Source organism: Frigoribacterium sp. VKM Ac-2836 (assembly GCF_013248995.1).
Taxonomy (GTDB): domain Bacteria; phylum Actinomycetota; class Actinomycetes; order Actinomycetales; family Microbacteriaceae; genus Frigoribacterium.
The window spans coordinates 59,337-82,824 of sequence record NZ_JABRPK010000006.1 but is presented as its reverse complement, the minus strand read 5'-3'; the positions used below and the strand labels follow the sequence as shown (position 1 = coordinate 82,824).

At 70.6% G+C, this 23,488-nt stretch carries 26 protein-coding genes; 10 read left to right on the top strand and 16 right to left on the bottom strand.

Annotated features, from left to right (window positions below):
• Positions 1-44: 44 nt before the first annotated feature.
• On the bottom strand, positions 45-1,013 hold the full coding sequence (locus HRF36_RS14760; protein WP_173211185.1) for a hypothetical protein: 969 nt from the start codon (positions 1,011-1,013) through the stop codon (positions 45-47).
• Between the two features lie 200 nt (positions 1,014-1,213).
• Here HRF36_RS14760 and HRF36_RS14755 point away from each other — a divergent pair, with 200 nt between their 5' ends.
• On the top strand, positions 1,214-2,011 hold the full coding sequence (locus HRF36_RS14755; protein WP_173211184.1) for an isocitrate lyase/phosphoenolpyruvate mutase family protein: 798 nt from the start codon (positions 1,214-1,216) through the stop codon (positions 2,009-2,011).
• A 319-nt stretch (positions 2,012-2,330) separates the two neighbouring features.
• Here the strand turns inward: HRF36_RS14755 and HRF36_RS14750 are convergent, their stop codons facing one another.
• From HRF36_RS14750 to HRF36_RS14730, 5 genes are all read right to left on the bottom strand, one after another.
• Positions 2,331-3,518: a YhjD/YihY/BrkB family envelope integrity protein gene (locus HRF36_RS14750; RefSeq protein WP_173211182.1), complete on the bottom strand. Its 1,188-nt coding sequence runs from the start codon at positions 3,516-3,518 to the stop codon at positions 2,331-2,333.
• 3 nt (positions 3,519-3,521) lie between these two features.
• Positions 3,522-3,923: a DUF3618 domain-containing protein gene (locus HRF36_RS14745; RefSeq protein WP_173211180.1), complete on the bottom strand. Its 402-nt coding sequence runs from the start codon at positions 3,921-3,923 to the stop codon at positions 3,522-3,524.
• The gene (locus HRF36_RS14740) at positions 3,904-4,332 is read right to left on the bottom strand and encodes a phage holin family protein (protein ID WP_173211178.1); all 429 of its coding nucleotides are present in this window, start codon (positions 4,330-4,332) and stop codon (positions 3,904-3,906) included. Before HRF36_RS14740 ends, HRF36_RS14745 begins: the two co-directional genes overlap by 20 nt.
• Entirely contained in the window at positions 4,325-4,735 is a 411-nt protein-coding gene (locus HRF36_RS14735; protein ID WP_173211176.1) for a YtxH domain-containing protein, read from the bottom strand. Before HRF36_RS14735 ends, HRF36_RS14740 begins: the two co-directional genes overlap by 8 nt.
• A gap of 187 nt (positions 4,736-4,922) precedes the next feature.
• The gene (locus HRF36_RS14730; RefSeq protein WP_173211175.1) at positions 4,923-6,311 is read right to left on the bottom strand and encodes a glycosyltransferase 87 family protein; all 1,389 of its coding nucleotides are present in this window, start codon (positions 6,309-6,311) and stop codon (positions 4,923-4,925) included.
• A gap of 103 nt (positions 6,312-6,414) precedes the next feature.
• Between HRF36_RS14730 and HRF36_RS14725 the strand changes: the two genes are divergently transcribed.
• On the top strand, positions 6,415-6,984 hold the full coding sequence (locus HRF36_RS14725) for a MarR family transcriptional regulator (protein ID WP_173211173.1): 570 nt from the start codon (positions 6,415-6,417) through the stop codon (positions 6,982-6,984).
• A gap of 51 nt (positions 6,985-7,035) precedes the next feature.
• Here the strand turns inward: HRF36_RS14725 and HRF36_RS14720 are convergent, their stop codons facing one another.
• From HRF36_RS14720 to HRF36_RS14695, 6 genes are read right to left on the bottom strand one after another with little or no spacing between them, the layout of a single operon-like run.
• Positions 7,036-7,920, bottom strand: coding sequence for a prenyltransferase (locus HRF36_RS14720; protein ID WP_173211171.1), 885 nt, complete (start codon positions 7,918-7,920; stop codon positions 7,036-7,038).
• On the bottom strand, positions 7,917-8,324 hold the full coding sequence (locus HRF36_RS14715; protein WP_173211169.1) for a lycopene cyclase domain-containing protein: 408 nt from the start codon (positions 8,322-8,324) through the stop codon (positions 7,917-7,919). The genes HRF36_RS14720 and HRF36_RS14715 overlap by 4 nt, the downstream gene beginning before the upstream one ends.
• Positions 8,321-8,680: a lycopene cyclase domain-containing protein gene (locus HRF36_RS14710; protein ID WP_173211167.1), complete on the bottom strand. Its 360-nt coding sequence runs from the start codon at positions 8,678-8,680 to the stop codon at positions 8,321-8,323. Before HRF36_RS14710 ends, HRF36_RS14715 begins: the two co-directional genes overlap by 4 nt.
• Positions 8,680-10,413, bottom strand: coding sequence for a phytoene desaturase family protein (crtI, locus tag HRF36_RS14705; protein ID WP_173211165.1), 1,734 nt, complete (start codon positions 10,411-10,413; stop codon positions 8,680-8,682). Before crtI ends, HRF36_RS14710 begins: the two co-directional genes overlap by 1 nt.
• Positions 10,410-11,291, bottom strand: coding sequence for a phytoene/squalene synthase family protein (locus HRF36_RS14700; protein ID WP_173211163.1), 882 nt, complete (start codon positions 11,289-11,291; stop codon positions 10,410-10,412). Before HRF36_RS14700 ends, crtI begins: the two co-directional genes overlap by 4 nt.
• Positions 11,288-12,358, bottom strand: coding sequence for a polyprenyl synthetase family protein (locus tag HRF36_RS14695; RefSeq protein WP_371740215.1), 1,071 nt, complete (start codon positions 12,356-12,358; stop codon positions 11,288-11,290). Before HRF36_RS14695 ends, HRF36_RS14700 begins: the two co-directional genes overlap by 4 nt.
• 18 nt (positions 12,359-12,376) lie before the next feature.
• Here HRF36_RS14695 and idi point away from each other — a divergent pair, with 18 nt between their 5' ends.
• Entirely contained in the window at positions 12,377-12,946 is a 570-nt protein-coding gene (gene idi, locus HRF36_RS14690; protein ID WP_173211162.1) for an isopentenyl-diphosphate Delta-isomerase, read from the top strand.
• 120 nt (positions 12,947-13,066) lie between these two features.
• Here the strand turns inward: idi and HRF36_RS14685 are convergent, their stop codons facing one another.
• On the bottom strand, positions 13,067-14,209 hold the full coding sequence (locus HRF36_RS14685) for an acyl-CoA desaturase (protein WP_173211160.1): 1,143 nt from the start codon (positions 14,207-14,209) through the stop codon (positions 13,067-13,069).
• Between the two features lie 189 nt (positions 14,210-14,398).
• Here HRF36_RS14685 and HRF36_RS14680 point away from each other — a divergent pair, with 189 nt between their 5' ends.
• Complete coding sequence (locus HRF36_RS14680) at positions 14,399-15,097, top strand: DUF308 domain-containing protein (RefSeq protein ID WP_371740214.1); 699 nt, start codon at positions 14,399-14,401, stop codon at positions 15,095-15,097.
• Positions 15,094-15,339 carry a hypothetical protein gene (locus HRF36_RS14675; RefSeq protein WP_173211156.1) on the top strand — a complete coding sequence of 82 codons (246 nt, stop codon included), beginning with the start codon at positions 15,094-15,096 and terminating at the stop codon, positions 15,337-15,339. Before HRF36_RS14680 ends, HRF36_RS14675 begins: the two co-directional genes overlap by 4 nt.
• An 84-nt stretch (positions 15,340-15,423) precedes the next feature.
• On the opposite strand, the gene purB is transcribed toward HRF36_RS14675, so the two are convergent.
• The 3 genes from purB to HRF36_RS14660 are packed head-to-tail and all read right to left on the bottom strand — an operon-like array spanning position 15,424 to position 17,713.
• Positions 15,424-16,806 (bottom strand): adenylosuccinate lyase, encoded by a 1,383-nt coding sequence (gene purB / locus HRF36_RS14670; protein WP_173211154.1) that lies wholly within the window; start codon positions 16,804-16,806, stop codon positions 15,424-15,426.
• Entirely contained in the window at positions 16,803-17,255 is a 453-nt protein-coding gene (locus tag HRF36_RS14665) for a low molecular weight protein-tyrosine-phosphatase (protein ID WP_173211318.1), read from the bottom strand. Before HRF36_RS14665 ends, purB begins: the two co-directional genes overlap by 4 nt.
• A gap of 50 nt (positions 17,256-17,305) precedes the next feature.
• Entirely contained in the window at positions 17,306-17,713 is a 408-nt protein-coding gene (locus tag HRF36_RS14660) for a phage holin family protein (protein WP_173211152.1), read from the bottom strand.
• Between the two features lie 108 nt (positions 17,714-17,821).
• Here HRF36_RS14660 and HRF36_RS14655 point away from each other — a divergent pair, with 108 nt between their 5' ends.
• From HRF36_RS14655 to HRF36_RS14635, 5 genes are all read left to right on the top strand, one after another.
• Complete coding sequence (locus HRF36_RS14655; RefSeq protein WP_173211151.1) at positions 17,822-18,892, top strand: histidinol-phosphate transaminase; 1,071 nt, start codon at positions 17,822-17,824, stop codon at positions 18,890-18,892.
• Positions 18,893-18,922: 30 nt separating this feature from the next.
• Positions 18,923-20,080, top strand: a complete 1,158-nt coding sequence (locus HRF36_RS14650; protein WP_173211149.1) for a thiamine pyrophosphate-dependent dehydrogenase E1 component subunit alpha — start codon at positions 18,923-18,925, stop codon at positions 20,078-20,080.
• Positions 20,077-21,105, top strand: a complete 1,029-nt coding sequence (locus tag HRF36_RS14645) for an alpha-ketoacid dehydrogenase subunit beta (RefSeq protein WP_254281386.1) — start codon at positions 20,077-20,079, stop codon at positions 21,103-21,105. The genes HRF36_RS14650 and HRF36_RS14645 overlap by 4 nt, the downstream gene beginning before the upstream one ends.
• A 10-nt stretch (positions 21,106-21,115) precedes the next feature.
• Positions 21,116-22,606, top strand: a complete 1,491-nt coding sequence (locus HRF36_RS14640; RefSeq protein ID WP_173211147.1) for a dihydrolipoamide acetyltransferase family protein — start codon at positions 21,116-21,118, stop codon at positions 22,604-22,606.
• A gap of 146 nt (positions 22,607-22,752) precedes the next feature.
• Positions 22,753-23,484 (top strand): GntR family transcriptional regulator, encoded by a 732-nt coding sequence (locus HRF36_RS14635; RefSeq protein ID WP_173211145.1) that lies wholly within the window; start codon positions 22,753-22,755, stop codon positions 23,482-23,484.
• Positions 23,485-23,488: the final 4 nt, after the last annotated feature.

Sequence of the window (23,488 nt, the reverse complement as noted above, 5' to 3'; positions counted from 1 at the left end):
TGGCCGCGCGCCGCGGCATTCCGCGAGATGTCACGACGTGCCGCTCACCTTTGATCGTGAGCGGCACGTCGTGACATCTCGTCCCCTGCAGGGCTCCCGCCCCGCCCGATGACGAGCCGCTGCACCCGGGCCACGAACACCGCCGAGCGCGGGCCGAGGTCGTCATCCGAGGCCTGCACCTGCCGCCAACCCGCGTCCTCGAAGTCCTCGCGTCGCTGCAGGTCACTGCGGTACGTGTCTCGATCGGTGCGGTGGTGGTCGCCCTGGTACTCGATGGCCACTCGGGCGGAGACGTCGGCGAGATCCGCTATGCCGACGAGCCGGTCGTGCTCGTCGTCCACCGGGTGGTTCGGCACCAGGCCGGTCACACCCGCTCGTTCCAACAGCAGGCGCATCCGGGTCTCTTGCGGCGACCACACCCCGGGGCGCGCCAGCGCCAACGCGCCACGCAGCACGGACGCGTTCCGGCGAGATCCCCAGGCCGTCACGCGGTCGGACAGCTGCCCGAAGGGAATTCCCCGGGCCGGGGCGAACGGCGACCACCGTCCCGCCAGGGCGTCCGCGACGGTCACGAGGTCTTCGAGAGGGAGACCCACGGCCGACTGGGCCCAGGCCGTCAGCGGGTCGACGACCGGCAGACCCCGTACCCGGTACTCGGACCTGCCCACCGTGTCGACGCGCCCGATGTGCCCGATCACCCCGGCCCGGCGGACCCGACCGCCGCCCGTCGACTCGACGTGCAGCGGCCCTCCCTCGACGTCGAGTCCCCGGGGCAGGGGTAGCTGCCACAAGGCCAACGCCGTGGTGTGGCTGAAGACCGTCCCCGGCGGAAGCACGGGGACGAGGTCTCGGCAGCGATCCGCCAGGCCGACGGCCGTCCGGCGGGTGCGCACACCGTGATGGGGTGCCCTGAGGTCGGCCCGGCGCAGTCGGTCCGGACCCACACCCAGCGCCCGGGCCTCGGCGACGGCGAACGCCCGGTCCACCAGCGGGGAAGGAAGGTCGAGCGGCACCCCTCGAGCGTGGCCGCCCCCGACGCATGCCGGTGGAGGCCAACCGCGCCTGTGAGTTCTCCCTGCACGAGGAGAGGTGGGGAGGAGACGCGAGGTGTCAGGACGTGCCGCTCAGGTTCAGAGGTGAGCGGCACGTCGTGACATCTCGAGGGAGCGTGCCCGGGCTGGTGCCGGACAGCCCGGGCTGGTTGGCTGGGGGCATGTCGATCTCCAGCACGGCCGAGAAGGCCGAACTCCTCCGTTCCTTGCACGTCCCCGGTGACCCGCTGATCGTCACGAACGTCTGGGACAGCATCACCGCGCGCATCGTCGCGAGTGCGCCGGGCGTCAAGGCACTGGCCACCGCCTCCCACTCGATCAGCGAGGCGCACGGCGTCGAGGACGGCGAGGGTCTCGACGTCGACGACATGCTGGCCGCCGCGCGCATCGTGATCCGGTCGGTCGACCTTCCCGTCTCGGTCGACTTCGAGAAGGCCTACGCGACCGATGCCGCCGGCACGCTCGACAACGTCTTCCGCCTCATCGAAGAAGGCGCCGCCGGCCTCAACATCGAGGACAGCATCGGCCAGGCCAAGGCGCCGCTCTACGACATCGACACCCAGGTCTCGAAGATCGCCGCCGCCCGCCGGGCCGGTGACCGCGCCGGTGTGCCGATCGTGATCAACGCCCGGGTCGACGCCCTGGCAGGTGACCCCGACTCGTTCGACGACGCGATCACCCGAGCCAACGCCTACCTGGACGCCGGGGCCGACTGCGCGTTCGTCCTCGGCCTGGGCACCGAAGACCTCGTGATGGCCGCCCTCGACCAGATCCACGGCAAGGTCAGCGTCATCTCGAACCCGTCCTCCGTTCCGCTCGCCCGCCTGGCCGAACTCGGTGTCTCACGGGTCAGCTTCGGTCCGACCACGATGGGCCTGACGCTCTCGCACCTGCGCGACGCCGCCACCACCCTCACCGCCCGAGGCGACTACCCCGCCGAGCTCGGCTTCTCGTTCTGACCCACCCCTCCGACGCACGGCACCTCCACCCCGGTGTGCAATTCGCGACCATCCGAGAACGACACGCCGTCCGAAGAACCTGACGGGCGGCGTGTCGCCGCCGCATGGTCGGGTTCGGCACGCTCGACGCACACGCGCAGGTCGGGTTCGGCACGCTAGACACACACGCGCGGTTCGGGTTCGGCACGCCGGCTACGACGTTCGCCAGGCGGTGACCGGTGCCAGCCGGGTGACCGATGCCGCCGCACGAGAGACGACCCGCGCCTCCTGAGCTCATGAGAGCCGAGGAGGCGCGGGTCGCGTCCTGCGCGGAGGTCACCTAGTCGTCGCGGTCGCCCTTCGAACGGTCGCGTTTCGAGCGCTCGTCTTCGGCGCGCTCGTCTTTCTTGCGGTCCGACTCGGACGCCTCGGAGCCGCCTTCGCCGTCCGGCTCGGGCACCTCGTCGCCGTTCCGTTCGATCGTCGCCGCGGCGGCCTGGCGCAGACGCATGCCGGCGAGCTCGTCCTTGGCGAGGGCCGCGGCCTTCTTCTCGCTCTGGGCGGTGTCGCGGGGCGGCAGCAGGATGTCGCGCTCGGCCCGGAGGCCGGCCTGCAACTCGCGACCGCGCTCGAGCTCGGCGTCGAACTCGGCCCCGAAGAGCAGGGCGTTGTTGGTGATCCAGAGCCACAGCAGGAAGACGATGACCGCGCCGAGCGAGCCGTAGGTCTTGTTGTAGTTCGAGAAGTTCGCGATGTAGAACGCGAATCCCACGGATGCGACCGTCCAGATGACCAGCGCCACGAGCGACCCGAGGCTCATCCACTTGAACTTCGGCTGCTTGACGTTCGGCGCCCAGTAATAGAGCACCGCGACGATCACGATGGCGATCATCGCGAGGATCGGGAGCTTCGCGATGTCCCACACGAAGACCGCGGTGCTGCCCAGCCCGACGAGGTCGCCGACCGTCCTGGCCACGGGGCCGCTGATGACCAGGATGAGCGCGGCGACCACGATCAGCACGACCGTGAACGCCGTGACGCCGAGCATGGTCGGACGGAGCTTCCAGATCGGTCGCCCCTCGTCGATGCCGTAGACGCGGTTCATCGCCCGCCCGAACGCCCCGACGTAACCGGACGCCGACCAGAGCGCGCCGAGCACACCGACGACGAGGGCGACCCCGGCGGCCGGCGAACCGGTGAGCTGCATGATCGGGTCGCGGAGCAGGTCTGCTACCTGCGGCGAGCCGAACTGCGAGACGAGGTCGAGCAGGGTCTTGGCGGTCGAATCCGCTTGCCCCACCACGCCGAGCAACGAGACGATCGCCAGCAGCGCCGGGAAGATCGCGAGCACGGCGTAGTACGTGAGCGCGGCGGCGAGGTCGGTGCACTGGTCTCGCGTGAATTCACGGAAGGTCTTGCCCAACAGGTAGCCCCACGACGGTTTCGAGATGTCGGTGAGGTCCTGCGGCTTGCGCGAGTCCTCCTCGTCGGGCGACTGTTGCTCGCGTTCGGTGCTCTTCTGGGCCACCGGTCAGCGCCTGATCGTCTTGACGATGCCGGCGACGAGAGCCACGACGCCCACGGTGCCTGCGGCAGCAGCTGCCACGACGGGCTTCGGGTCGCTGTCGAGCCGCCGCTTGACACTCGCCTTCAGTCGACGGGCGTGCGCGGGGACGCTCAACTTGTCTTCGATGGCGTCGAGCGTGGCCGCGAACTCTTCACGGGTGCGGGCGAGGTCGAGCTCGATCTCGGGAATGCTCGCGCCGGGGCGGGGCCCGGTGGCGTTCTCGGCGTCCTTGTCGGGCGACGTGCTGCCGTGGGCGTCGGCGCGCTCCTCGGCCGCGCGGGCCTCGGCGAGCTCGGCACGGGGGTCGGGCCGGTCGCCCTTGCCGTGCGCGTCCCCACCGCCGGCGTCAGTGTTTCTCGGGGTCATGGCTGCCCTGCCCTTTCAACGCGCTGACGTCGGCCTTCACGCTGGCGACGGCCTTCTCGGGGGTCGGCGGCACGCCCTTCTTGAGGGCCTTGACGCCGAGCAGCGCCAACACCGCGGTGATCACGAGCAGGACGGCGGCCACGATCAGCGCCGCGAGCCACGGGGCGACGACGGTCGACAGACCCAGGACGCCGGCCGTGATGAGGACGGCGAGCAGGAAGAAACCGAACAACGCGGCACCGACCAACAGCCCGACACCCACCCCGGCTTCTTTGGCCTTGGTCGCGAGCTCGGTCTTGGCGAGCGCGATCTCGCCGCGGATCAGGCGCGAGATCAGCTCAGGCAGGCTGCCGATCAACGAGCCGAGTGACCGCTTGGTGCTCTGTTCGGGTGCTTTCAGGTCACTCACCGACCGTCACCCCCGGCAGCTTGTCGTCGTCGGGGCTGGTGCCCGAGGTCTGCTTCGTGACGTCGTCGGCCTTCTCGTTCACCTTGTCGGCGGCCTTGCGCGCCGCCTCGGTCGCCTTGGCGGCGGCCTTGTCGGTGGCGTCCGAGCCCTTGCCCGAGACGGACTTCGCCTTGGCACCGACCGCGTGGGCGGCGTCGTTCGCGACGTCCTGGGCCTTCTTGGCGACGACCGGAGCGTTCTCCTTCACGAAGCCCTCGGCCTGCTGCACGCCCTTCTGGACGGTCGGGTTCTCCCACAGGCTCTCGGCCTGGTCCTTGATCTTGACGTAGGCGCCGCGGCCCGCGCGGGCTCCGAGGACGTACCCGACGGCCGCTCCTGCGACGAAGAGGATCTTGCCTTTCATGAGTGCTCCTTGGCTCGTGGTGGCAGGTAGGCCCTCCACGCTGGCACGAGACGGAGCACACGGCCCAGATTGGCGAGCCACCGGGGGACGACACCGCCTGCCCGACACCCGGGGACGAGCCGTCAGGCACAGCGGTCAGGCACAGCGGTCAGGCACAGCGGTCAGGCACAGCCGTCAGGCACAGCCGTCAGGAGGCGCTGGTCGCCACCAGGGGGACCCGCACCTCGAACGCCTCGCTGCGCACCATGACGACCGCCAGCCGCACGAGTCGCGCCGTGCACCAGCAGAACAGGACGACGAGCAGGCTGTTGCGGGCGCCGAGCACCAGCACCGCCAGCGGGTTGAGCTCGATGAGAGGCCGGTAGAGGATCGGGAAGACGAGCGTCGTGAGCCCCGAGGCCCAGGCGGTCAACACGGCCGGCGTGCGGAACGCCTCGGGGCGCGCGGAGTAGCCGACGGCGACGATCGGCACGATCCAGAGCAGGTACTGCGGTGAGCCCACCTTGTTGAACACGACGAAGGCGAGCGTGAGGGTCAGGGCGCCGAGCAGCACCGTGCCGAACTCGCCGCCGCGGTCACGAGCCACGACGACGGTCACGGGACCGGCGGACGCCGCCGGCCCGCGCCTCCGGAACCCACCCGACACGGGCAGGCCGAAGGTGGCCACGGCCAGGACACCGGCCAGCAGCATCAGGACGGCGAGCATGACCTGGGTGCTGTCGTTGATCATCCAGGTGTCGCCCGGTCCCATCACCTCGCGGGTGGCGAGGGCGACGTTCTGGTAGACGGAGGCGCCGGGGACGCGCAGCATCGCCATCCAGAGCCACGGCGTCGCGAGCGTCGACTCGAGCTGGAGGGCCCGCCCCGACTGCATCGTGACGAAGCTCGTGATGTCGTCCGTTCCACGGCCGAGCAGGACGCACGACACGACGACCATGGTGACCAGCACACCGGCGCGCACCACGACCACGCGGTGTCTCGAACCGACGACGACGGCCGCGACGACGGCCGCCGGCCAGACCTTGATCCAGGTCGCCACGGCCAGCAACAGGCCGGCCACACGGGGACGCCTCGACAGCAGCATCAGGGCGGCGACGACCAAGGGCGCGCTGAAGCCTTCGAGCCGCAGGAACGCCACCGGGGCGAGCAGGAGCGTCACGAGCAGCCACCACCAGGCGGCCTCGTTGTCGACCGTCCACCGACCGCGGTCGGTCAGCAGCCAGAGCGCGACGGCGTCGAGGGTGGTCAACAGTGCCAGCCAGACGAACTGATAGTGCTGCTCGCCGAAGACGTTCGGCAGCACGATCGGCACGATCGCCCCGGCCGGGTAGACCCAGGAGAAGTCGAGGACCGGCCAGACGCCGTCACTCAGGGCCCCGGTCGCCCAGAGGCGGTAGAGGGGGAGGTCGCCGCTGACCCCGCCGCCGATCATCAGTGGCGTCAACACCAGGAAGACGGCGGCGTGGACGGCGACGAAGCCGTAGAGCAGGCCACGCGGATGCGCCTGCACGCGTGCTCGACGGCGGTGCAGCCGCGTGGCGAGTGGAGCAGGCGCGACGGCGCTCGAGGTGGTCACGGCTCGAATGTAAGGCCGCGGCCTTGCCGTTGGCTTTCGGGCAGGTGAATCCATCGGAAGATCCCTCTCGAGGCGGAGGTCCGCGCGGTGTACGGTGCCGTCCATGGACCGACGACGTTCCGCAGACGGAGGCGAGGTCACCCCGCCGGCCGACGACACACCCGCACCCTTCGACCTCGGCAGCGTCGACGACGACCTGGCCGTGGGCCGGGGACGCCCGATCGGCTTCTGGCTGACGCTCGTCGACGGGTTGATCGACCGGCGCTTCGACGAGGTGCTCGACGAGCACGGGGTCACCCGCCGCCAGTGGCAGCTGCTCGCCCTGCTCGACCGCGGCCCGGCGACGCGCGCCGCCCTCGACGGTGCCGTCGCGCCCTTCCTCGACCCGAGCACGGGCGAGTCGAGCGCCGACCACCTGGCCGAACTGGTCGAGAGCGGCTGGGTGAGCCTCGCGACCGACGGAGTCGGTGGTGGCCGCTACACCCTCACCGAGCGCGGAGGCCTCGCACACCACAAGCTGGTCGACGTCGTCGAGGGCATCCGTGACGAGGCCGTCCAGGGGGCCGAGCCGGGTGCCCACGCGACCACCGTGCGGTTCCTCCGCACGGTGGCGGTCAACCTCGGCTGGCGACCCGACCCGACGGACCGGGCCGACCGGGCCGACGGGCTCTGAGCCTCGTACCGCACCCGGCTGCGGCGTGCGACGACCGCAGGAGGCGCGGCATCAGCCCCGCAGGAACACCCACCAGATCATCAGCATCGTCACGACGAACCCACTGACGAAGTTGAGCGCCAGGAAGCGACGCCAACCGCGGTTGACCTCTTCTGCCCGGTCGTCGGTCACGTTCCACCACGGTGCGCAGCTGATCGCGTAGGGCAACGTCAAGAGGGCCGCGAGGGGGCCCGGCCATTCGGTGAAGGTCAGCAGCACGCCGGCCAGCAGGTACGCGACCACCGAGAGGCGCACCGTGGCGCGGGCACCGATCCCGGTCGCGATCGACGAGATGCCGCCCTCGCGGTCGGCCAGCACGTCCTGCACGGCGCCGAACGCGTGACTCGCGACGCCCCAGAGGAAGAACGCGCCGAGCAGCGCCCACAGTTCGGGTGTGAACGCCGCCCCGGCCAACACGAGCCCGTAGACGGCCGGGCTGACGAAGTGGGTGCTCGAGGTGACGGAGTCGACGAACGGGCGCTCCTTGAAGCGCAGCCCGGGGGCCGAGTAGGCGATGACGGCGAAGACGCTGACGGCCAGGACGAGCCAACTGGCGGGGCCTCCGACCATCACGAGGAACACCAGGAAGGGCAGGTTCGTGATCACCGCGGCACGCAACGTCGTGCGGTGCAGGCTCCGGTCGAGCAGCGCCCCCTCGACGCCGCCCTTGCGCGGGTTGTGCAGGTCGCTCTCGTAGTCGAAGACGTCGTTGATGCCGTACATCGCGAGGTTGTACGGGACGAGGAAGTACAGGGCGCCGACGACGAGGACGGTCCAGTCCACGCCACCGCCGCCGCCGAGCAGCGACGTCAGCACGTACGCCGCGGCGAACGGGAACGCCGTGTTGATCCAGCTCAGGGGCCGGGACGAGACGAACAGGGCCTTGACCGTGGTCACGAGCGCGCCTCCTCGGCTGTCGCGGCCGCCCGAGTCACGGGCACCCGGGGCGTCTTCGGACCGCCGAGCAGCACCCACACCGACGGCAGCAGCACGAGCGCCGCGACGGCGTAGGCGAAGTCCTCGAGCGGGGCGATGCCGACGAAGACGCCGCTGATCCGGGTGGCGTCGTACCCGACCAGTCCGATGCCGATCATGACGTTGTCGAACACCGCGGTCATCACGAGCAGCACCCCGGTCGCGAGACCGGCCCCCAGCAGACGCTCGCGACGCCGCCGCGACGTCAGGGCCGGGGACGAGGAGGCGCGTACGGCTCGCCCGCGCACCGCTGCGGTCACCAGCGCCAGCAGGCCGACCACGGCGACGATCGCCAGGAAGACCGCGTTGACGGCCCAGTAGGTCACGACCGTGCACCGTCCGCCGGGACCCCTGGGGCGCGACGGTCGAGCACCGTCGCCGCGAGGATGCGGGTCCCGGCCAGCAGGTTCATGGTCAGGTAGCACAGCAGGGTCAGGAAGAAGACCTCTTCGAGCGGCAGCTCGGGCGCCACGAGGACTCCGGTCATGAACGAGGTCTCGCCCCGGAAGAAGATGCCGAGGTCGATGCCGACGATGTCCCAGATCAAGAAGAAGCCGACGCCGACCAGCAGCGTCACCGCTGCCCGGGGCACGTCGCGCCAGAAGAAGAGAGTGAACCGCCGGTCGAGGACGACCATGCCGAGGAGCGACACGAGCAACGCCGCGAGGTAGACGAAGCCCATCAGTCGGCGGCGGACTCGGCGGGCGACGGTTCGGTCGTCGACGGCTCGGGCAGCGGCTCGGTGCTCGTGTCGCCTCGCAGGTTCTTCAGCAGCACTTCGGCGCTGATCAGGCACATCGGCAGACCGATGCCCGGGCGGACCGAACCGCCCGCGTAGAACAGCGAATCGACGCGCGTCGAGACGTTGCCCGTGCGGAACAGGGCGCTCTGGGCGAGCGTGTGCGCGGGGCCGAGCATGCTGCCGCTCCAGGCGTTGACGTCGTCGACGAAGTCACGAGGGCCGCGGGTGCGTCGGACCACCACCCGCGAGGCGAGGTCGGGCACCTTCGCCCACTCGGCGATCTGGGCGATGACACCGTCGGCGAGACGCTCGATCATCGGATCGCCGTCCCCGTCGAGGTCGCCGGAGCCGAGCGCCGGGTCGGCGGGCAGCGGCACCAGGACGAAGAGGTTCGTGTGACCGGCCGGAGCCGTCGAGGGGTCGACCGTGCTCGGCTTGCAGACGTAGAGCGACGGCGGGTCGGGGATGCGCTTGTCGGCACCGAAGATCCGCTCGAAGTTCTCGTGCCAGTCCCGGGCGAAGAGCAGGGTGTGGTGCTCGAGCTCGGGGATCTCTCCTTCGACGCCCAGGTACATCAGCAGGGCGCTCGGCCCGGGGTTCTTCTTCGCCCAGTACGTCTCGTCGTACGTCCGCAGCTCGCGGGGCAGCAGTCGCGTCTCGGTGTGGTGCAGGTCGGCGGCGCTCACCACGAGGTCGGCGTCGGCGCGGTGCTCGTCACCCGCGGCATCCGCCCAGTCGACCCCGGTCGCTTCGGCGGTCGCCTTCGACCCCCGAGGCAGGGCGGCTCCCTCGGCTCCGAGGGGCTGGGTGACGATGCGCGTCACGGTGGCACCCGTCACGATGGTCACCCCGGCCTCGACGGCCACGTCGCGGATCGCCTCGATCACCGAGATCAGCCCGCCCTGCGGGTAGAGGACCCCGTCGTCGAGGTCGAGCGTGCTCATCAAGTGGTACATGCTCGGGGTGTCGAAGGGGGACGAACCGAGGAACACGGCGGGATACCCGAGGATCTGACGGAGGCGCGGGTCGGTGACCGTGCGGGACGCGTACGAGTCGAGGCTCGTCAGCAAGAGCCGCGCCAGCTTGGGCAGGCGCACCAGCACGTCACCCCTCAGCAGCGGCGTGAGGCTGCCGAAGCTCGTGTAGAGGAACCGCCGCTTGGCGATCTCGTAGGTGTCGCGGGCCGACCGCAGGTACCGGCGCATGCGTTCGCCGCTGCCGGGCTCTACCCGGTCGAAGAGTTCGACGTTCTGCTCGAGCCCGCGCGGCACGTCGATCGGCGCGCTGGCCGCGGGGTCGTCGGGCGTCGGCTCGAAGAGCACCCGGTAACCCGGGTCGAGCTCGACGAGGTCGAGGCGCTCGGCCGCCGACGTGCCCATCAGCCGGAAGAAGTGGTCGAAGACCTCGGGCATGAGGTACCAGCTCGGACCGAGGTCGAAGCGGAAACCCTCGTGGCTCCAGGAGCCGGCGCGGCCACCCACCTCGTCGTTCTTCTCGAGGAGCGTGACCTCGTGCCCCTCTCGGGCGAGCAGTGCGGCCGATGCCAGGCCGCTGATGCCGCCACCGATCACGACGACGCGGCGGCCGTGCCGGGTGACGCTCAGACCGTGCGACGTGTCGGACGCGCCCGTGCCGGCACCGGTGGCACCCCGACCGGCCGATGCGCCGCTCATGCGCGGGCCTCGGGCAGTCGCGTGACGCGACCGGCGGCGGCACCCGCCGCGATGCGCAACTTGACCGGGTTCGGTACGCGCACGCGCGCCCGGACCAGCGAGGAGGCGGGGGTCGCCTCGAGACGTCGGTTCAGCTCGGCGAACAGGCCGTGGGCCAGCGCCACCGCCCGACGGGAACTCGTCGGCAGCACGGGGATGATCTCGCCGCTCACGCGGAGGTCGTCGTCGATGTCTCGCACCAGTCTCGTCTTGGTCTGCTCGTCGAACGTGGTCACGTCGACCCCGGGGAAGTAGCTGCGGCCGAGCTGCTCGAAGTCGGCTGCCAGGTCTCTCAGGAAGTTCACCTTCTGGAACGCCGCGCCCAGGCGCCGGGCACCCTCTTCGAGCTCGGCGACCGTGCTCGGCGGGAAGGCGTGCCCCTGCAGGAACGCCTTCAGGCACATCAGGCCGACGACCTCGGCCGAGCCGTACACGTACGCGTCGAACGAGGCCTGGTCGTGCTCGCGGGCACGCAGATCGGCCCGCATCGAGGCGAAGAAGGGGGCGGTGAGCTCGGCGCCGAAACCGGTGGAGCGGGCCGTGCGGGCGAACGCGTGCACGACGAGGTTGGGGCTGAACCCCTCGACCAGGGCTCGCTCGGTCTCGGCCTCGAAGCCGTCGAGCAGCCGGCCCGCCGCCTCGGCACCCAGACCGGCCTCGGTCGCGGGGCCGTCGACGATCTCGTCGGCGACGCGCACGAGCGCGTAGACGTTCTCGACGTGCTGGCGCACCCCACCGCCGAGGAGGCGCGAGGCCAGGCCGAACGACGTCGAATAGTGGCGGATCACGCCGCCCGCGGTCGCGTCCGCCACGGAGTCGTACAGCGACAGACCAGTCATCGCACCCTCTCGAGGACGTCCTGCACGACCGGCGTCAGCGCCTCTCGCAGGGCCTCGGGCACCTCGTCGCGGTCGAGCACGTCCAGCGCCCGGCGGGCGTGCTCTTCGACGAGTCCCTCGGCGAAGGCACGGGCACCGCTGGCCTCGAGACGTCCGCGGACGTGTTCGGCCTCGGCCTCGCTGAGGTCGGCCTTGCCGATGAAGGGCTGGATCGAGAACCACTCGTCGGTGGTCGCGGCGTGGGCGACGAGCACCGTGCGCTTGCCCTCGCGCAGGTCGCCCCTCGTGGTCTTGCCGGTGGCCTCTTCGGTGCCGAAGACCCCGAGCAGGTCGTCGACCACCTGGTAGGCGACGCCGACCTCGCGACCGAAGTCGCCGACGGCCGTGACGACGGCCTCGCTCGCCTCCGCCAGGACGGCGCCCGCCTGCAGCGGCGCCTCGAAGGAGTAGACGGCCGTCTTGGCACGCTCCATCTCGAGGATCTCGTCCACCGTCGGGAGTTCGGCGGCCAACGAGAACTCGACGTCGACCATCTCGCCGCCCGCGCTGACGAAGATCGCCTCGTCGAGCAGATCGAGCAGGCGGGTGCGGACGTGATGGGCGCAGCCGATGCCGAGCAGCATGCGGCTGGCACCGGTCAGGGCCAGGTCGCCGGCGATGACGGCGGCCGACATGCCCCGGTGTTCGGCCGCGGGGGTCGGGATGCCCGCCGTCGTCGCCGTGTCGCGGTAACTGCCCGACACGTTGGGGATTCCGCGTCTCGAGAAGTCGCGGTCGATCACGTCGTCGTGGACGATCAAGGCGGTGTGCAGCAGCTCGAAGGCCGCGCCGACACGGGCGACCGCCTCGTCGTCGGCACCCCCGAGGGCGTCGTAGACCGTGAAGACCATGCGGGGCCGGAACCGTTTTCCGCCGGCGCTGTTCCGCTCGAGAACCGACCAGAGGTCGACGTAACGCCAGCCCACCGATTCGGCGCGGCGCTTGGCCATCGCGAAGAAGTCGTCGAGGACGGCGTCGACACGATCGTGTCTCGCCCGCGTGCCTGCGTGCAGGTGATCACTGTCCACCAGGGCAGACTACCTCTCATGACCCGAGAGACCCCGACGCATCCCCAGCCGACGCCCGGTGACCGGGCGGGCACGCACGACGAGCTCGTGGTGCTGCTCGACGACCAGGGCACGCCCGTCGGCACCACGGCGAAGGCGACGGTGCACACCGCCACGACGCCGTTGCATCTGGCCTTCAGCTGCCACGTCACCGACGACCTCGGCCGCGTCCTCGTCACCCGCCGCGCGCTGAGCAAGAAGACCTGGCCCGGCGTCTGGACGAACTCGTTCTGCGGCCACCCCGCCCCCGGCGAGACTCCGGCCGAGGCGCTGATGCGGCGCGCCCACCAAGAGCTCGGCATGGAGGTGCGTGACGTCGAGGTGATCCTGCCCGAGTTCCGCTACCTGGCCACCGACGCCTCGGGCGTGGTCGAGAACGAGATCTGCCCGGTGTTCACGGCCCGCGCCGTCGGCCTGCCCGATCCCTCACCCGACGAGGTCGCCGAGTGGGCGTGGGTCGAGCCCGGCGAGCTCCGCGACGCCGTCGCGGCCGCCCCCTTCGCCTTCTCGCCCTGGTTGGGCTGGCAGCTGGCCGCCTGGCCCACGTGAGCCGCGTGAGGTCGAGCCCTGGCTCGCCCCGCCGACACGCCTTCGAGGACGACGAAGGCGCGAGCCGGTCAGCCTGACCCGGCCCGCGCCTCCTGCGCTCGTGCTCGTGTTCGTCGGCGCCTAGCGCGGACGCAGGGCGTACGCCGCCGGGCAGTCGAACGGGTCGCGGGCCGAGAGCCCGACGCGGTTCAGGTACCTGATGACGATCGCGTACGACTTGCCGATCGTCGTCTCGGTGTAGGGGATGCCGTGCTCGGCGCAGTGCGCCTTCACCAGGGCGCTGGCCGCGCGCAGGTTCGGTCGCGCCATGCTCGGGAAGAGGTGGTGCTCGATCTGGTAGTTCAACCCGCCCATGAACGCGGTCGAGTGCCGGCCCGTGATGTTGCGCGAGGTGAGCACCTGCTTGCTGAGGAAGTCGACCTTGGCACCCTCGGGGATGATCGGCATGCCCTTGTGGTTGGGGGCGAACGACGACCCCATGTAGAGACCGAAGACGGCCATCTGCACGCCGATGAAGGCGAAGGCCATCCCGAGCGGGAGGAACCAGAAGACGACGCCGAAGTAGGCGACGAGTCGCACGGCGATCAGCGTGATCTCGAGCGCCCGGCCCTCGATCTTGTCGCGACCGAGCAGCGTGCGGAACGACGTCACGTGCAGGTTGACGCCCTCGCCGAGCAGCAGCGGGAAGAAGAAGTACCCCTGGCGGCGCGTGATGAAGCCGAGCACTCCGCGCTGCTTCGCCGCGTCCTCTTCGAGGAACGAGATCGTGTCGAACGCGATGTCGGGGTCTTTGCCCTTGGTGTTCGGGTTGGCGTGGTGACGGCTGTGCTTCGTCATCCACCACGCGTAGCTGATGCCCACGACCCCGGCGGCGAGCACGCGGCCGACCTTGTCGTTGCGCGTGCCCGACTCGAACACCTGGCGGTGCGCCGCCTCGTGCGTGAGGAAGGCGAACTGCGTGAGGATGATGCCCAGGGCCCCGGCGATCAACAGCTGGAACCAGCTCGAGCCCAGCAGGACGAAGCCGGTGGCGGCCCCACCGAGGCAGGCCACGAGCACGACGAAGACCGTGACGTAGAAGCCGGTGCGACGCTTGAGCAGACCCGCCTCGCGCACGGACTTGAGCAGGCTCGAGTAGGTGCTGGTCGGCTTGCCCACCTGGCCGGCGACGGTGGGACGGAACCCGGCGGGTGCCGCACCTGCCGGCGCATGGACGATGCGGGGGTGGGCGGTTCGAGTGGTCGTGGGGACGGTGGCGGTCATCGGGCTCCCGCGGCTGGTCGACTTCTCAGCCGGATGGAGGGACCGGTCGTGGCCCGCAGATGGTGCGAACGTAACGGCGTGGGCTGGGAAGGTGTCGGGAGACCGCCGGTCCCGGCTGGGTCCGCCGCCGCCTGGCGTTCAGGAGCGCGCGGTAAACTCTGCGGGTCCCCCACCCGTGAAAGAGGTCTCGTGTCGCCTGCGCACCACGACTCCGGCGCGACCGCCCCCGTGGCGTCGTCCGACCCCTCGAACCGGGGCGTCGACCCGTCGCTCTTCGCGTACTGGCCCGTCCCGGTGCTGCGTGCCGTTCCGGCCCTCGCGGCCGCCGCGGCCATCACGTTCAACCCCGACCATTCGCCCCAGGTGGGCCTGCTGACCTTCGGGGCGGCGGCTGTGGTCGGAGGCGCCGTCCTCGCGGTGGGGTCCACCCTGCGACTCACCGATCGTTCGAGCCGCACCATCGCCGTCCTGCAGGGCGTCGTCGGGGCCGTGATCGGCGCCCTCTGCCTCGTCTTCTCGCACGGAGACCTGCCCGTGCTCGTCGCGTTCGTGACGGCCTGGGCCGTGCTGACGGGCGTCCTCGAACTGCTGGCCGGGCTGCGTCGTCGGCGTCGCTCCCCGCTCGCCCGCGACTGGACGACCGTCGGCGTGCTGACCCTGGCCCTGGCCGTCGTCTTCCTCGTCGTCCCGCCCGACTACAGCCAGCAGCTCGGCGGCATCGAGCAGATCGAGGGCGAACTGACGTCCTCGACCGTGCTCGTCGGCATCCTGGGCGCCTACGGCGCCCTGGTCGGCGTCTTCCTCGTGATCGCCGGCCTCTCGCTCAAATGGCAGACCGGGCATCCGGCCGATGCCGACACCCCTGACGACAAGGCACACACGTCATGACCCACCCCACCTGGCGCGACCGGTTCCGCCCCGCCGAGTTCCTCGGGCTGTCGGCGATCTTCGCCGTGTTCGTCGGACTCGTCGTCCTGATGACGACCCGCGACCTGCAGCTGGCGCTGATCTTCCTCTGCATCGGCTTCATCGTCGCGCTCGTCGTCATCGCCATGCTCGCCCTCGCGGCCAAGCCGAACGACGACGAGCGACACGAGATCGACGACGCCGACAAGCCCCGCGGCCACTGACACCGGCACGATCCGCCCAGCGCCTGCTCGAGGGCGCGCCGGTGAGGCGGGTCGTCCTCGTCGGCCGACCCGCGCCTCCTCGGCTCAGGCCAGGCGGTCGACCAGCTGCGAGGCGATGCCCGTATAGGTCGCCGGGGTCAACGCCACGAGGCGCTGCTTGGCCCCCTCGGACACGTCGAGACCCTCGACGAAGGCGACCAGCTCGGCCTGGCCGACGCGCTTGCCGCGAGTGAGCTCTTTCAGCATCGCGTAGGGGTCGTCGATGGACGACCGCCCGGCGACGACCTCGGCGCGGATCACGGTCTGGATGGCCTCGGCGAGGACCTCCCAGTTGCTGTCGAGATCGGCCTCGAGCGCCACCGAACCGACGGCGATCTCGCCGAGACCGCGACGGAGGTTGTCGAGGGCGAGCATCGAGTGGCCGAAGGCGACGCCGATGTTGCGCTGGGCGGACGAGTCGGTGAGGTCGCGTTGCTGACGGCTCGTGACCAGGGTCGACGCCAGCGAGTCGAAGAGCGCCGACGAGATCTCGAGATTCGCCTCGGCGTTCTCGAAGCGGATCGGGTTGATCTTGTGGGGCATGGTGGACGACCCGGTCGCACCCGCCTGCGGGATCTGCGTGAAGTAGCCCATCGAGATGTAGGACCACACGTCGGTGGCGAGGTTGTGCAGCACGCGGTTGGCGTGAGAGACGCGCGAGTACAGCTCGGCCTGCCAGTCGTGCGACTCGATCTGGGTCGTCAACGGGTTGACGGTCAGCCCCAGGGAGTCCTCGACGAAGGCCCGGGCGGTCTCGGGCCAGTCGAGCTCTGGATCGGCGACGACGTGCGCGGAGAACGTGCCGGTGGCCCCGCTGAACTTGCCGAGGAACTCCGTGCCCACGATCTGCTTCCGGAGGCGCTGGAGGCGGTGGGCGAAGACGGCGAACTCCTTGCCGACGGTCGTCGGTGTGGCCGGCTGACCGTGGGTGTGGGCCAGCATCGGCACGTCACGGGCATCGGTCGCCCAGGTCGTCAGGGCGGCGAGGACGGCGTCGAAGGCCGGCAACCAGACGTCGAACAGGGCCGCCTTCACCGTCACCGCGTACGAGAGGTTGTTGATGTCCTCGCTCGTGCAGGCGAAGTGGGTGAGCTCGGCGATGCCGTCGAGCCCGAGCTCGGCCAGACGGGCCCGCACGAAGTACTCGACCGCCTTGACGTCGTGGCGGGTGGTCGCCTCGAGACCGGCGAGCTCGTCGATCTCGGGCTGGCCGAAGTCCGTGACGACGGCCCGCACCGCGCGCTTCTGGTCGTCGTCGAGGGGGGTCGAGCCGAAGGCGCCCCGATCGGTCTGGGCGATCAGCCACTCGACCTCGACGTGCACGCGGGCCCGGTTCAGCCCCGCCTCGCTGAGGTGGTCGCCCAACGCGCCGACCGACGAGCGGTAGCGGCCGTCGAGCGGGCTGAGGGGCTGAGGAGGCAACGTCATGACTGTCCCTTGCGGAGTGCGGGTTCGATCTGGCGGAAGAGGGCCGAGCAGGCGTGCTCGACCATGTCGAGCACCTCGTCGAAGAGTCCTGCGTCGGAGTAATACGGGTCGGGGACGTCGAGACCGCCACCCGCCGACGCGGCGTCGGGAGCGAACGTGAGCAGCAGCTGCACCTTCGAGCGGTCGGCGTCGTCGCCTGCCCAGGCCCGGAGAATCCTCTCGTGGCCGCGATCGAACGCCACCACGAGGTCGTGGTGCGCGAAGTCGTCGGCCTCGAACTGCTTCGCCCGGTGCCGCGAACCATCGTAGCCGCGGCGCTCCAGGGCCTGGACGGTGCGAGGATCGGCTCCCTCGCCGACGTGCCAGTCGCCCGTGCCCGCGCTCGTGACCTCGACCCTGTCCGCGAGACCGGCGTCGGCGGCGAGCGAGAGCAGCACGGACTCGGCCATCGGCGAGCGGCAGATGTTGCCCGTGCAGACGAAGCAGATGCGGAACCGGTTCACCGTGCCCGGTCACCCCGCCCGACCACGGGGCGGACGACGACTCCGATGGCCCAGGCGAACACGGCGAGGACGATGGCACCGAGCACGCCCCACCAGAAGCCGTCGATGGTCAACCCGAATCCGAAGAGGCCGGAGATCCAGGCCACGATCAGCAGCAGCAGGCCGTTCACGACGAGCGCGATCAAGCCGAGGGTCAAGATGTACAAGGGGAACGCCACCACGCGGATCGCCGTGCCGACGACGCCGTTGACCACACCGAACACCAGGGCGAGCAACAAGAAGGTCACGATCGTCTCGAGGGTGCCCCCTGCGCCGTAGGGCGTCACCGACACCCCCGACACGAGCAGCGTGGTGAGCCACAGGGCCACCGCGTTGATGAGCAGCCTGACGACGAAACGGGTCATGCCCCCATCATGCCGACCTCTCGTCCACGGGCGGTAGTGCCCGACCGGATCCCCCGAGGAGGCGCGGTGCCCTGACGCGACCCGGGCCGAGGCCCATAGGCTGGCCGCGTGACCACTCCCGTCCGACTCCGTCCCGAGATCGCCGCCCTGCCGCCCTACCGCCAAGGCAAGCAGGCGTCCCCCGACGCCTTCAAGCTGTCGTCGAACGAGAACCCGTTCGAGCCCCTCCCGTCGGTCGTCGAGGCCGTCCGCGGCGCGGTCTCGCTCAACCGCTACCCCGACGCCTCGGCCGCTGCCCTGCGGACGGCCCTGGCCACGCGTTTCGGCGTCACCGTCGACGAGGTGCACGTCGGCGCGGGGTCGGTCTCGTTGCTCGCCCAGTTCGTGCTCGCGGCGGCGTCGGTCGGCGACGAGGTCGTCTACGCGTGGCGCTCGTTCGAGGCGTATCCGGGGCTCGTCACGGTGGCCGGCGCGACGAGCGTCCAGGTGCCACTGCGGGCCGACGGCGGCCACGACCTCCCGGCCATGGCCGCAGCCGTCACCGACCGCACCCGGGTCGTCATCGTGTGCTCCCCCAACAACCCGACGGGCACCACGGTGTCGGCGGGCGAGTTCGAGACGTTCATGGCCGCGGTGCCGGGCGACGTGCTCGTGCTGCTCGACGAGGCCTACGCCGAGTTCGTCACCGACAGCACCGCGGTCGACGGCGAGACGCTCACCGAACTGCACCCGAACCTCGTTTTGCTGCGCACGTTCTCGAAGGCGTACGGGTTGGCCGCACTGCGCGTGGGTTACGCGATCGGCGCCTCCTACCTGCTCGACGCCGCGCGAGCCACGGCCATCCCCCTCGCCGTCACCGAGCAGGGAGCCGCCGCGGCACTCGCCTCGCTCGACCACGCCGACGAGCTGCTCGGCCGGGTCGATCGCATCGTCCTGCTGCGCGACCAGGTGCGACGCGCCCTGATCGACCAGGGCTGGTCGGTCCCCGAGGCCCAGGGCAACTTCGTCTGGCTCGCCACGGGCGAGCACACGGCCGCCGCCGCCCAGGTGTTCGCCGACCACGGGGTCGTCGTGCGACCCTTCGCGGGCGAGGGCGTCCGGGTCACGATCGGCGAACCGTCCTCGGTCGACAAGCTGCTGCACGCCGCCCAACAGATCGTCGACCTCACATCCCGGTGACGGCATATGCCGCGGAATAGATTGGACGCCATGTCTTCCTCCGAAGCGACCGACGCGCCGCCGCCCGTCCAGCTCCTGTCGCCGTCGGGCGAGGTGGTCGAGTCCGCCGCGGCCGACGAGTTCCGCCCGTACGTCGACGCCCTGGGCGACGACGGTCTCCGCGCCCTGCACCGCGACATGGTGCTCACGCGCCGCTTCGACCGCGAAGCCGCCGCACTCGCCCGTCAGGGCCAGCTCGCCCTCTGGGTCCCCAGCCACGGGCAAGAGGGCGCGCAGGTCGGCCTGGCCCATGCCACCCGCCCTCAGGACCACCTCTTCCCGTCGTACCGCGAGCACGCCGTGGCCCTGTCCCGCGGGGTCGATCCGGTCGACATCCTGCGTCTGCTGCGCGGACACACGCACGGCGGCTGGAACCCGGCAGAGCACCAGAACTTCCACGTCTACACGCTCGTCATCGGCTCGCAGACGTTGCACGCGACCGGTTTCGCCATGGGCCTCGGGCTCGACGGCAAGAGCGGCACGGGCGACCCCGAGGTCGACCAGGCCGTGGTGACCTTCTTCGGCGACGGCGCCACGAGCCAGGGCGACGTCAGCGAGGCGCTGGTCTTCGCCGCGAGCTTCCAGACACCCGAGCTGTTCTTCCTGCAGAACAACCAGTGGGCGATCAGCGTGCCCGTCTCCCGTCAGTCGCGCACGCCCCTCGTCGCCCGCGCGGGCGGCTTCGGCATCCCCGGCACGCAGGTGGACGGCAACGACGTGCTCGCGAGCTATGCCGTCAGCCGTCGCGACCTCGAGGCCGCCCGCGCCGGTGGCGGCCCCCGCTTCATCGAGGCCTTGACCTATCGGGTCGGGGCGCACACGTCGTCCGACGACCCCACCAAGTACCGCACCGACGACGAGCTGCAGTCGTGGATCGCTCGTGACCCGATCACACGGTTCGAGGCGTTCCTCCGCGGCCGCGGCGAGGGTGACGCGTTCTTCGCCGACCTCGAGACCGAGTGCGACGATCTCGGCGCCGACGTCCGACGGCGGACGGTCACGCTGCCGAACCCCGACCGCGGTCTCATCTTCGACCACGTGTACTCCGAGCCGCACCCGCTCATGACCGAGCAGAAACAGTGGCTGGCGACCTACGAGCAGAGCTTCGGCGCGGGCGACACCGTGACCACCGACGAGGGGGCATCATGACCGACACCGTCGAGGACCCGACCGGCACGATCGAGCCGACCCGAGCCTCCGTCCAGACCATGCCGCTCGGCAAGGCCATCAACGCCGGGCTACGCCAGGCCATGGCCGACGACCCCCGCGTGCTGCTGATGGGCGAGGACATCGGCACGCTCGGCGGCGTCTTCCGCGTGACCGAGGGCCTGCAGGCCGAATTCGGTGAGAAGCGCGTCATCGACACGCCGCTCGCCGAGTCGGGAATCGTGGGCACCGCGATCGGACTTGCGATGGGCGGGTTCCGCCCGGTCTGCGAGATCCAGTTCGACGGCTTCATCTACCCCGGCTTCGACCAGATCACGTCGCAACTCGCCAAGATGACGAACCGACACGAGGGAGCCGTCACCATGCCCGTCGTGATCCGGGTGCCCTACGGCGGGCACATCGGCGCGGTCGAGCACCACCAGGAGAGCCCCGAGGCGTACTTCGCCCACACGGCGGGTCTGCGCGTCGTCAGCCCGAGCACCCCGCACGACGCCTACTGGATGATCCAAGAGGCGATCGCGTCGAACGACCCCGTCATGTTCTTCGAACCCAAGAGCCGGTACTGGCCCAAGGGCGAGGTCGACCTGAGCGATCCCCAGGCCCCGCTGCACGCCAGCCGGGTCGTCCGGACGGGCACCGAGGTCACTCTGCTCGGGCACGGCGCCATGGTCAGCGTGCTGCTGCAGGCCGCCGAGATCGCCGCCGCCGAGGGCGTCTCGGCCGAGGTCGTCGACCTGAGGTCGCTCTCTCCCGTCGACTACGGGCCGATCCTCGAGTCGGTCCGCAAGACCGGACGGCTCGTCGTCGCGCAAGAAGCACCCGGTTTCGTCAGCGTCGGGTCCGAGATCGCCGCCACCGTGGCCGAGAAGGCCTTCTACTCGCTCCAGGCGCCGGTGCTCCGCGTGAGCGGCTTCGACACCCCCTTCCCGCCCGCCAAGCTCGAGACGCAGTACCTGCCCGACGCCGACCGCGTGCTCGAAGCGGTCGACCGGGCCCTGGCCTACTAGGAGTCACGACATGACCAGCGAATTCACCCTGCCCGACGTCGGCGAGGGCCTGACCGAGGCCGAGATCGTCGAGTGGAAGGTCGCCCCGGGCGACAGCGTCGAGATCAACCAGGTGCTCGTCGAGATCGAGACCGCGAAATCCCTCGTCGAGTTGCCCTCCCCCTACGCCGGCGTGGTCGAGAGCATCCTGGTCGAGCCCGGGACGACGGTCGACGTCGGCACCCCGATCATCCGGGTCGGCGACTCCTCGGCGCCCGCGACCCCGTCGGGCCGAGCCGCCGAGTCCGAGTCGCTCGAATCGGGCGGACTGGCCCGCACGGCACAGATCGTGTCGCGAGGTGAAGAGGCGCTGTCGGCCCAGCGGGCCCGCCAGGCCGAGCCCGCTGCCCCCGCGCCCGCCGCTCCGGCCCGCTCGGCCGACGCGGTCAGCGCCGACGGCGACACGGGCTCGGTGGAGCACGCTCCCGACGCCCCGGCCGACTCGGGTTCGGGTGCCGTGCTCGTCGGCTACGGTGCCGCGGGCGGTCACGGCGCGACCCGCCGCCGCCGCCCCTCGCAGACCGAGGTCGACGCCCGGCAGCTGCGCGTCGCCGAGCAGGCCCGTCGCCGACCCACCACCTCGGTGCCCGCCGCCCAGGCCCTGCCGATCATCGCCAAGCCGCCGATCCGCAAGCTGGCCAAAGACCTCGAGGTCGACCTGGCCGTCGTGCAGCCCACCGGTCTCGCCGGCGAGGTCACGCGTGACGACGTGATTCGTCACGCCCAGCAGGCCAGCGTCTTCCGCAACATCGAGACGCCCGAATGGGGCGAGGAGCGCATCGAGCGCATCCCCGTCAAGGGCGTCCGCAAGGCCATCGCCGCAGCCATGACCTCCTCGGCGTTCACGGCCCCGCACGTCAGCCTGTTCGTCGACGTCGACGCGACCCGCACGATGGAGTTCGTCAAGCGGCTCAAGGCCTCGCCGCAGTTCGCCGGCGTCAAGGTCTCGCCGCTGCTGATCATGGCCAAGGCGATCATCTGGGCCGTGCGTCGCAACCCCATGGTCAACTCGGCCTGGACCGACCGCGAGATCCTCGTGCGGCACTTCGTCAACCTCGGCATCGCTGCGGCGACCCCTCGCGGCCTGATCGTGCCGAACGTCAAAGAGGCCCAGTCGATGAGCCTGCTCGAACTGGCCCAGGCCCTCGAGCAACTGACCCTGACCGCCCGCGACGGCAAGACGACGCCGGCCGACATGAAGGACGGCACGATCACCATCACCAACATCGGCGTCTTCGGCATGGACACCGGCACGCCGATCCTCAACCCGGGCGAGGTCGCGATCGTCGCGCTCGGCACGATCAAGCCCAAGGCCTGGGTGGTCGACGGCGAGGTGCGCTCGCGCATGGTGACGACGATCGGGGCGAGCTTCGACCACCGCGTGGTCGACGGCGACGTCGCCAGCCGGTTCGTGGCCGACGTCGCGAGCGTCCTCGAAGAGCCGGCGCTGCTGCTCGACTGACGCCGCGCCTCCTCGTCCGTTCCTGAGAAGTACACCGCGAGGGGCCCGGGCATCGCCCCGGTCCGTCGGTGTGCACTAGCGTCAAGTGCAGGACGACCGGTCATGACCAGATGGGACCACCCTCGGGTTCGACCGACGAAGGGCCCATGACCGACCACATCACCGACGGAGCCGTGCCGAAGCACGAGCAGTTGCGCTCCATCGTGCAGCGCCTCGCGGCCGGATCGCAGCCCGGCTCGGCCATCCCGAGCGAGCGCCAGCTCATGCTCGAGTACGGCGTCAGCCGCATCACGGTCCGCGAGGCCGTGGGGCAGCTCGTGAACGAGGGCTGGTTGACGAGGGTGCGCGGCAAGGGCACCTTCGTGGCGCACCGTGTCGTGCAGTCGACCCTGCACCTCGCCTCGTTCACCGACGAGATGACCAAACTGGGCCACGTGCCGAGCACCGTCGTGCTGGTCAAAGCCGAGACGACACCCCCGACCGAGACGGCTGCGGCCCTCGGGCTCGAGACCGGTGCCCCGGCGTTCCACATCAAACGCCTGCGCCTGGCCGACGGCGTGCCGGTCAGCATCGACGACGGCTGGTATCCGGTCGAGCGCCTGCCCGGCCTGCTCGACCACGACCTCAGCAGGTCGCTCTACCGCACGCTCGACGGCGACTACTCGACGCCGATCACCCGGGCGACCCAGACGGTCAGCGCCGAGGGGGCGGACGCCGACGTCGCGACCCTGCTCGGCACGCGTGAGGGTGCCCCGGTGTTGTACTTCGACCGGGTCTCGTTCGCCGGCGACGTCCCGCTCGAACACGCCAAGAGCTGGTACCGCTCGGATCGCTACCGGCTGCAGATGCACGTCGCGTCGGGCACGTCACCCGCCTGACTCC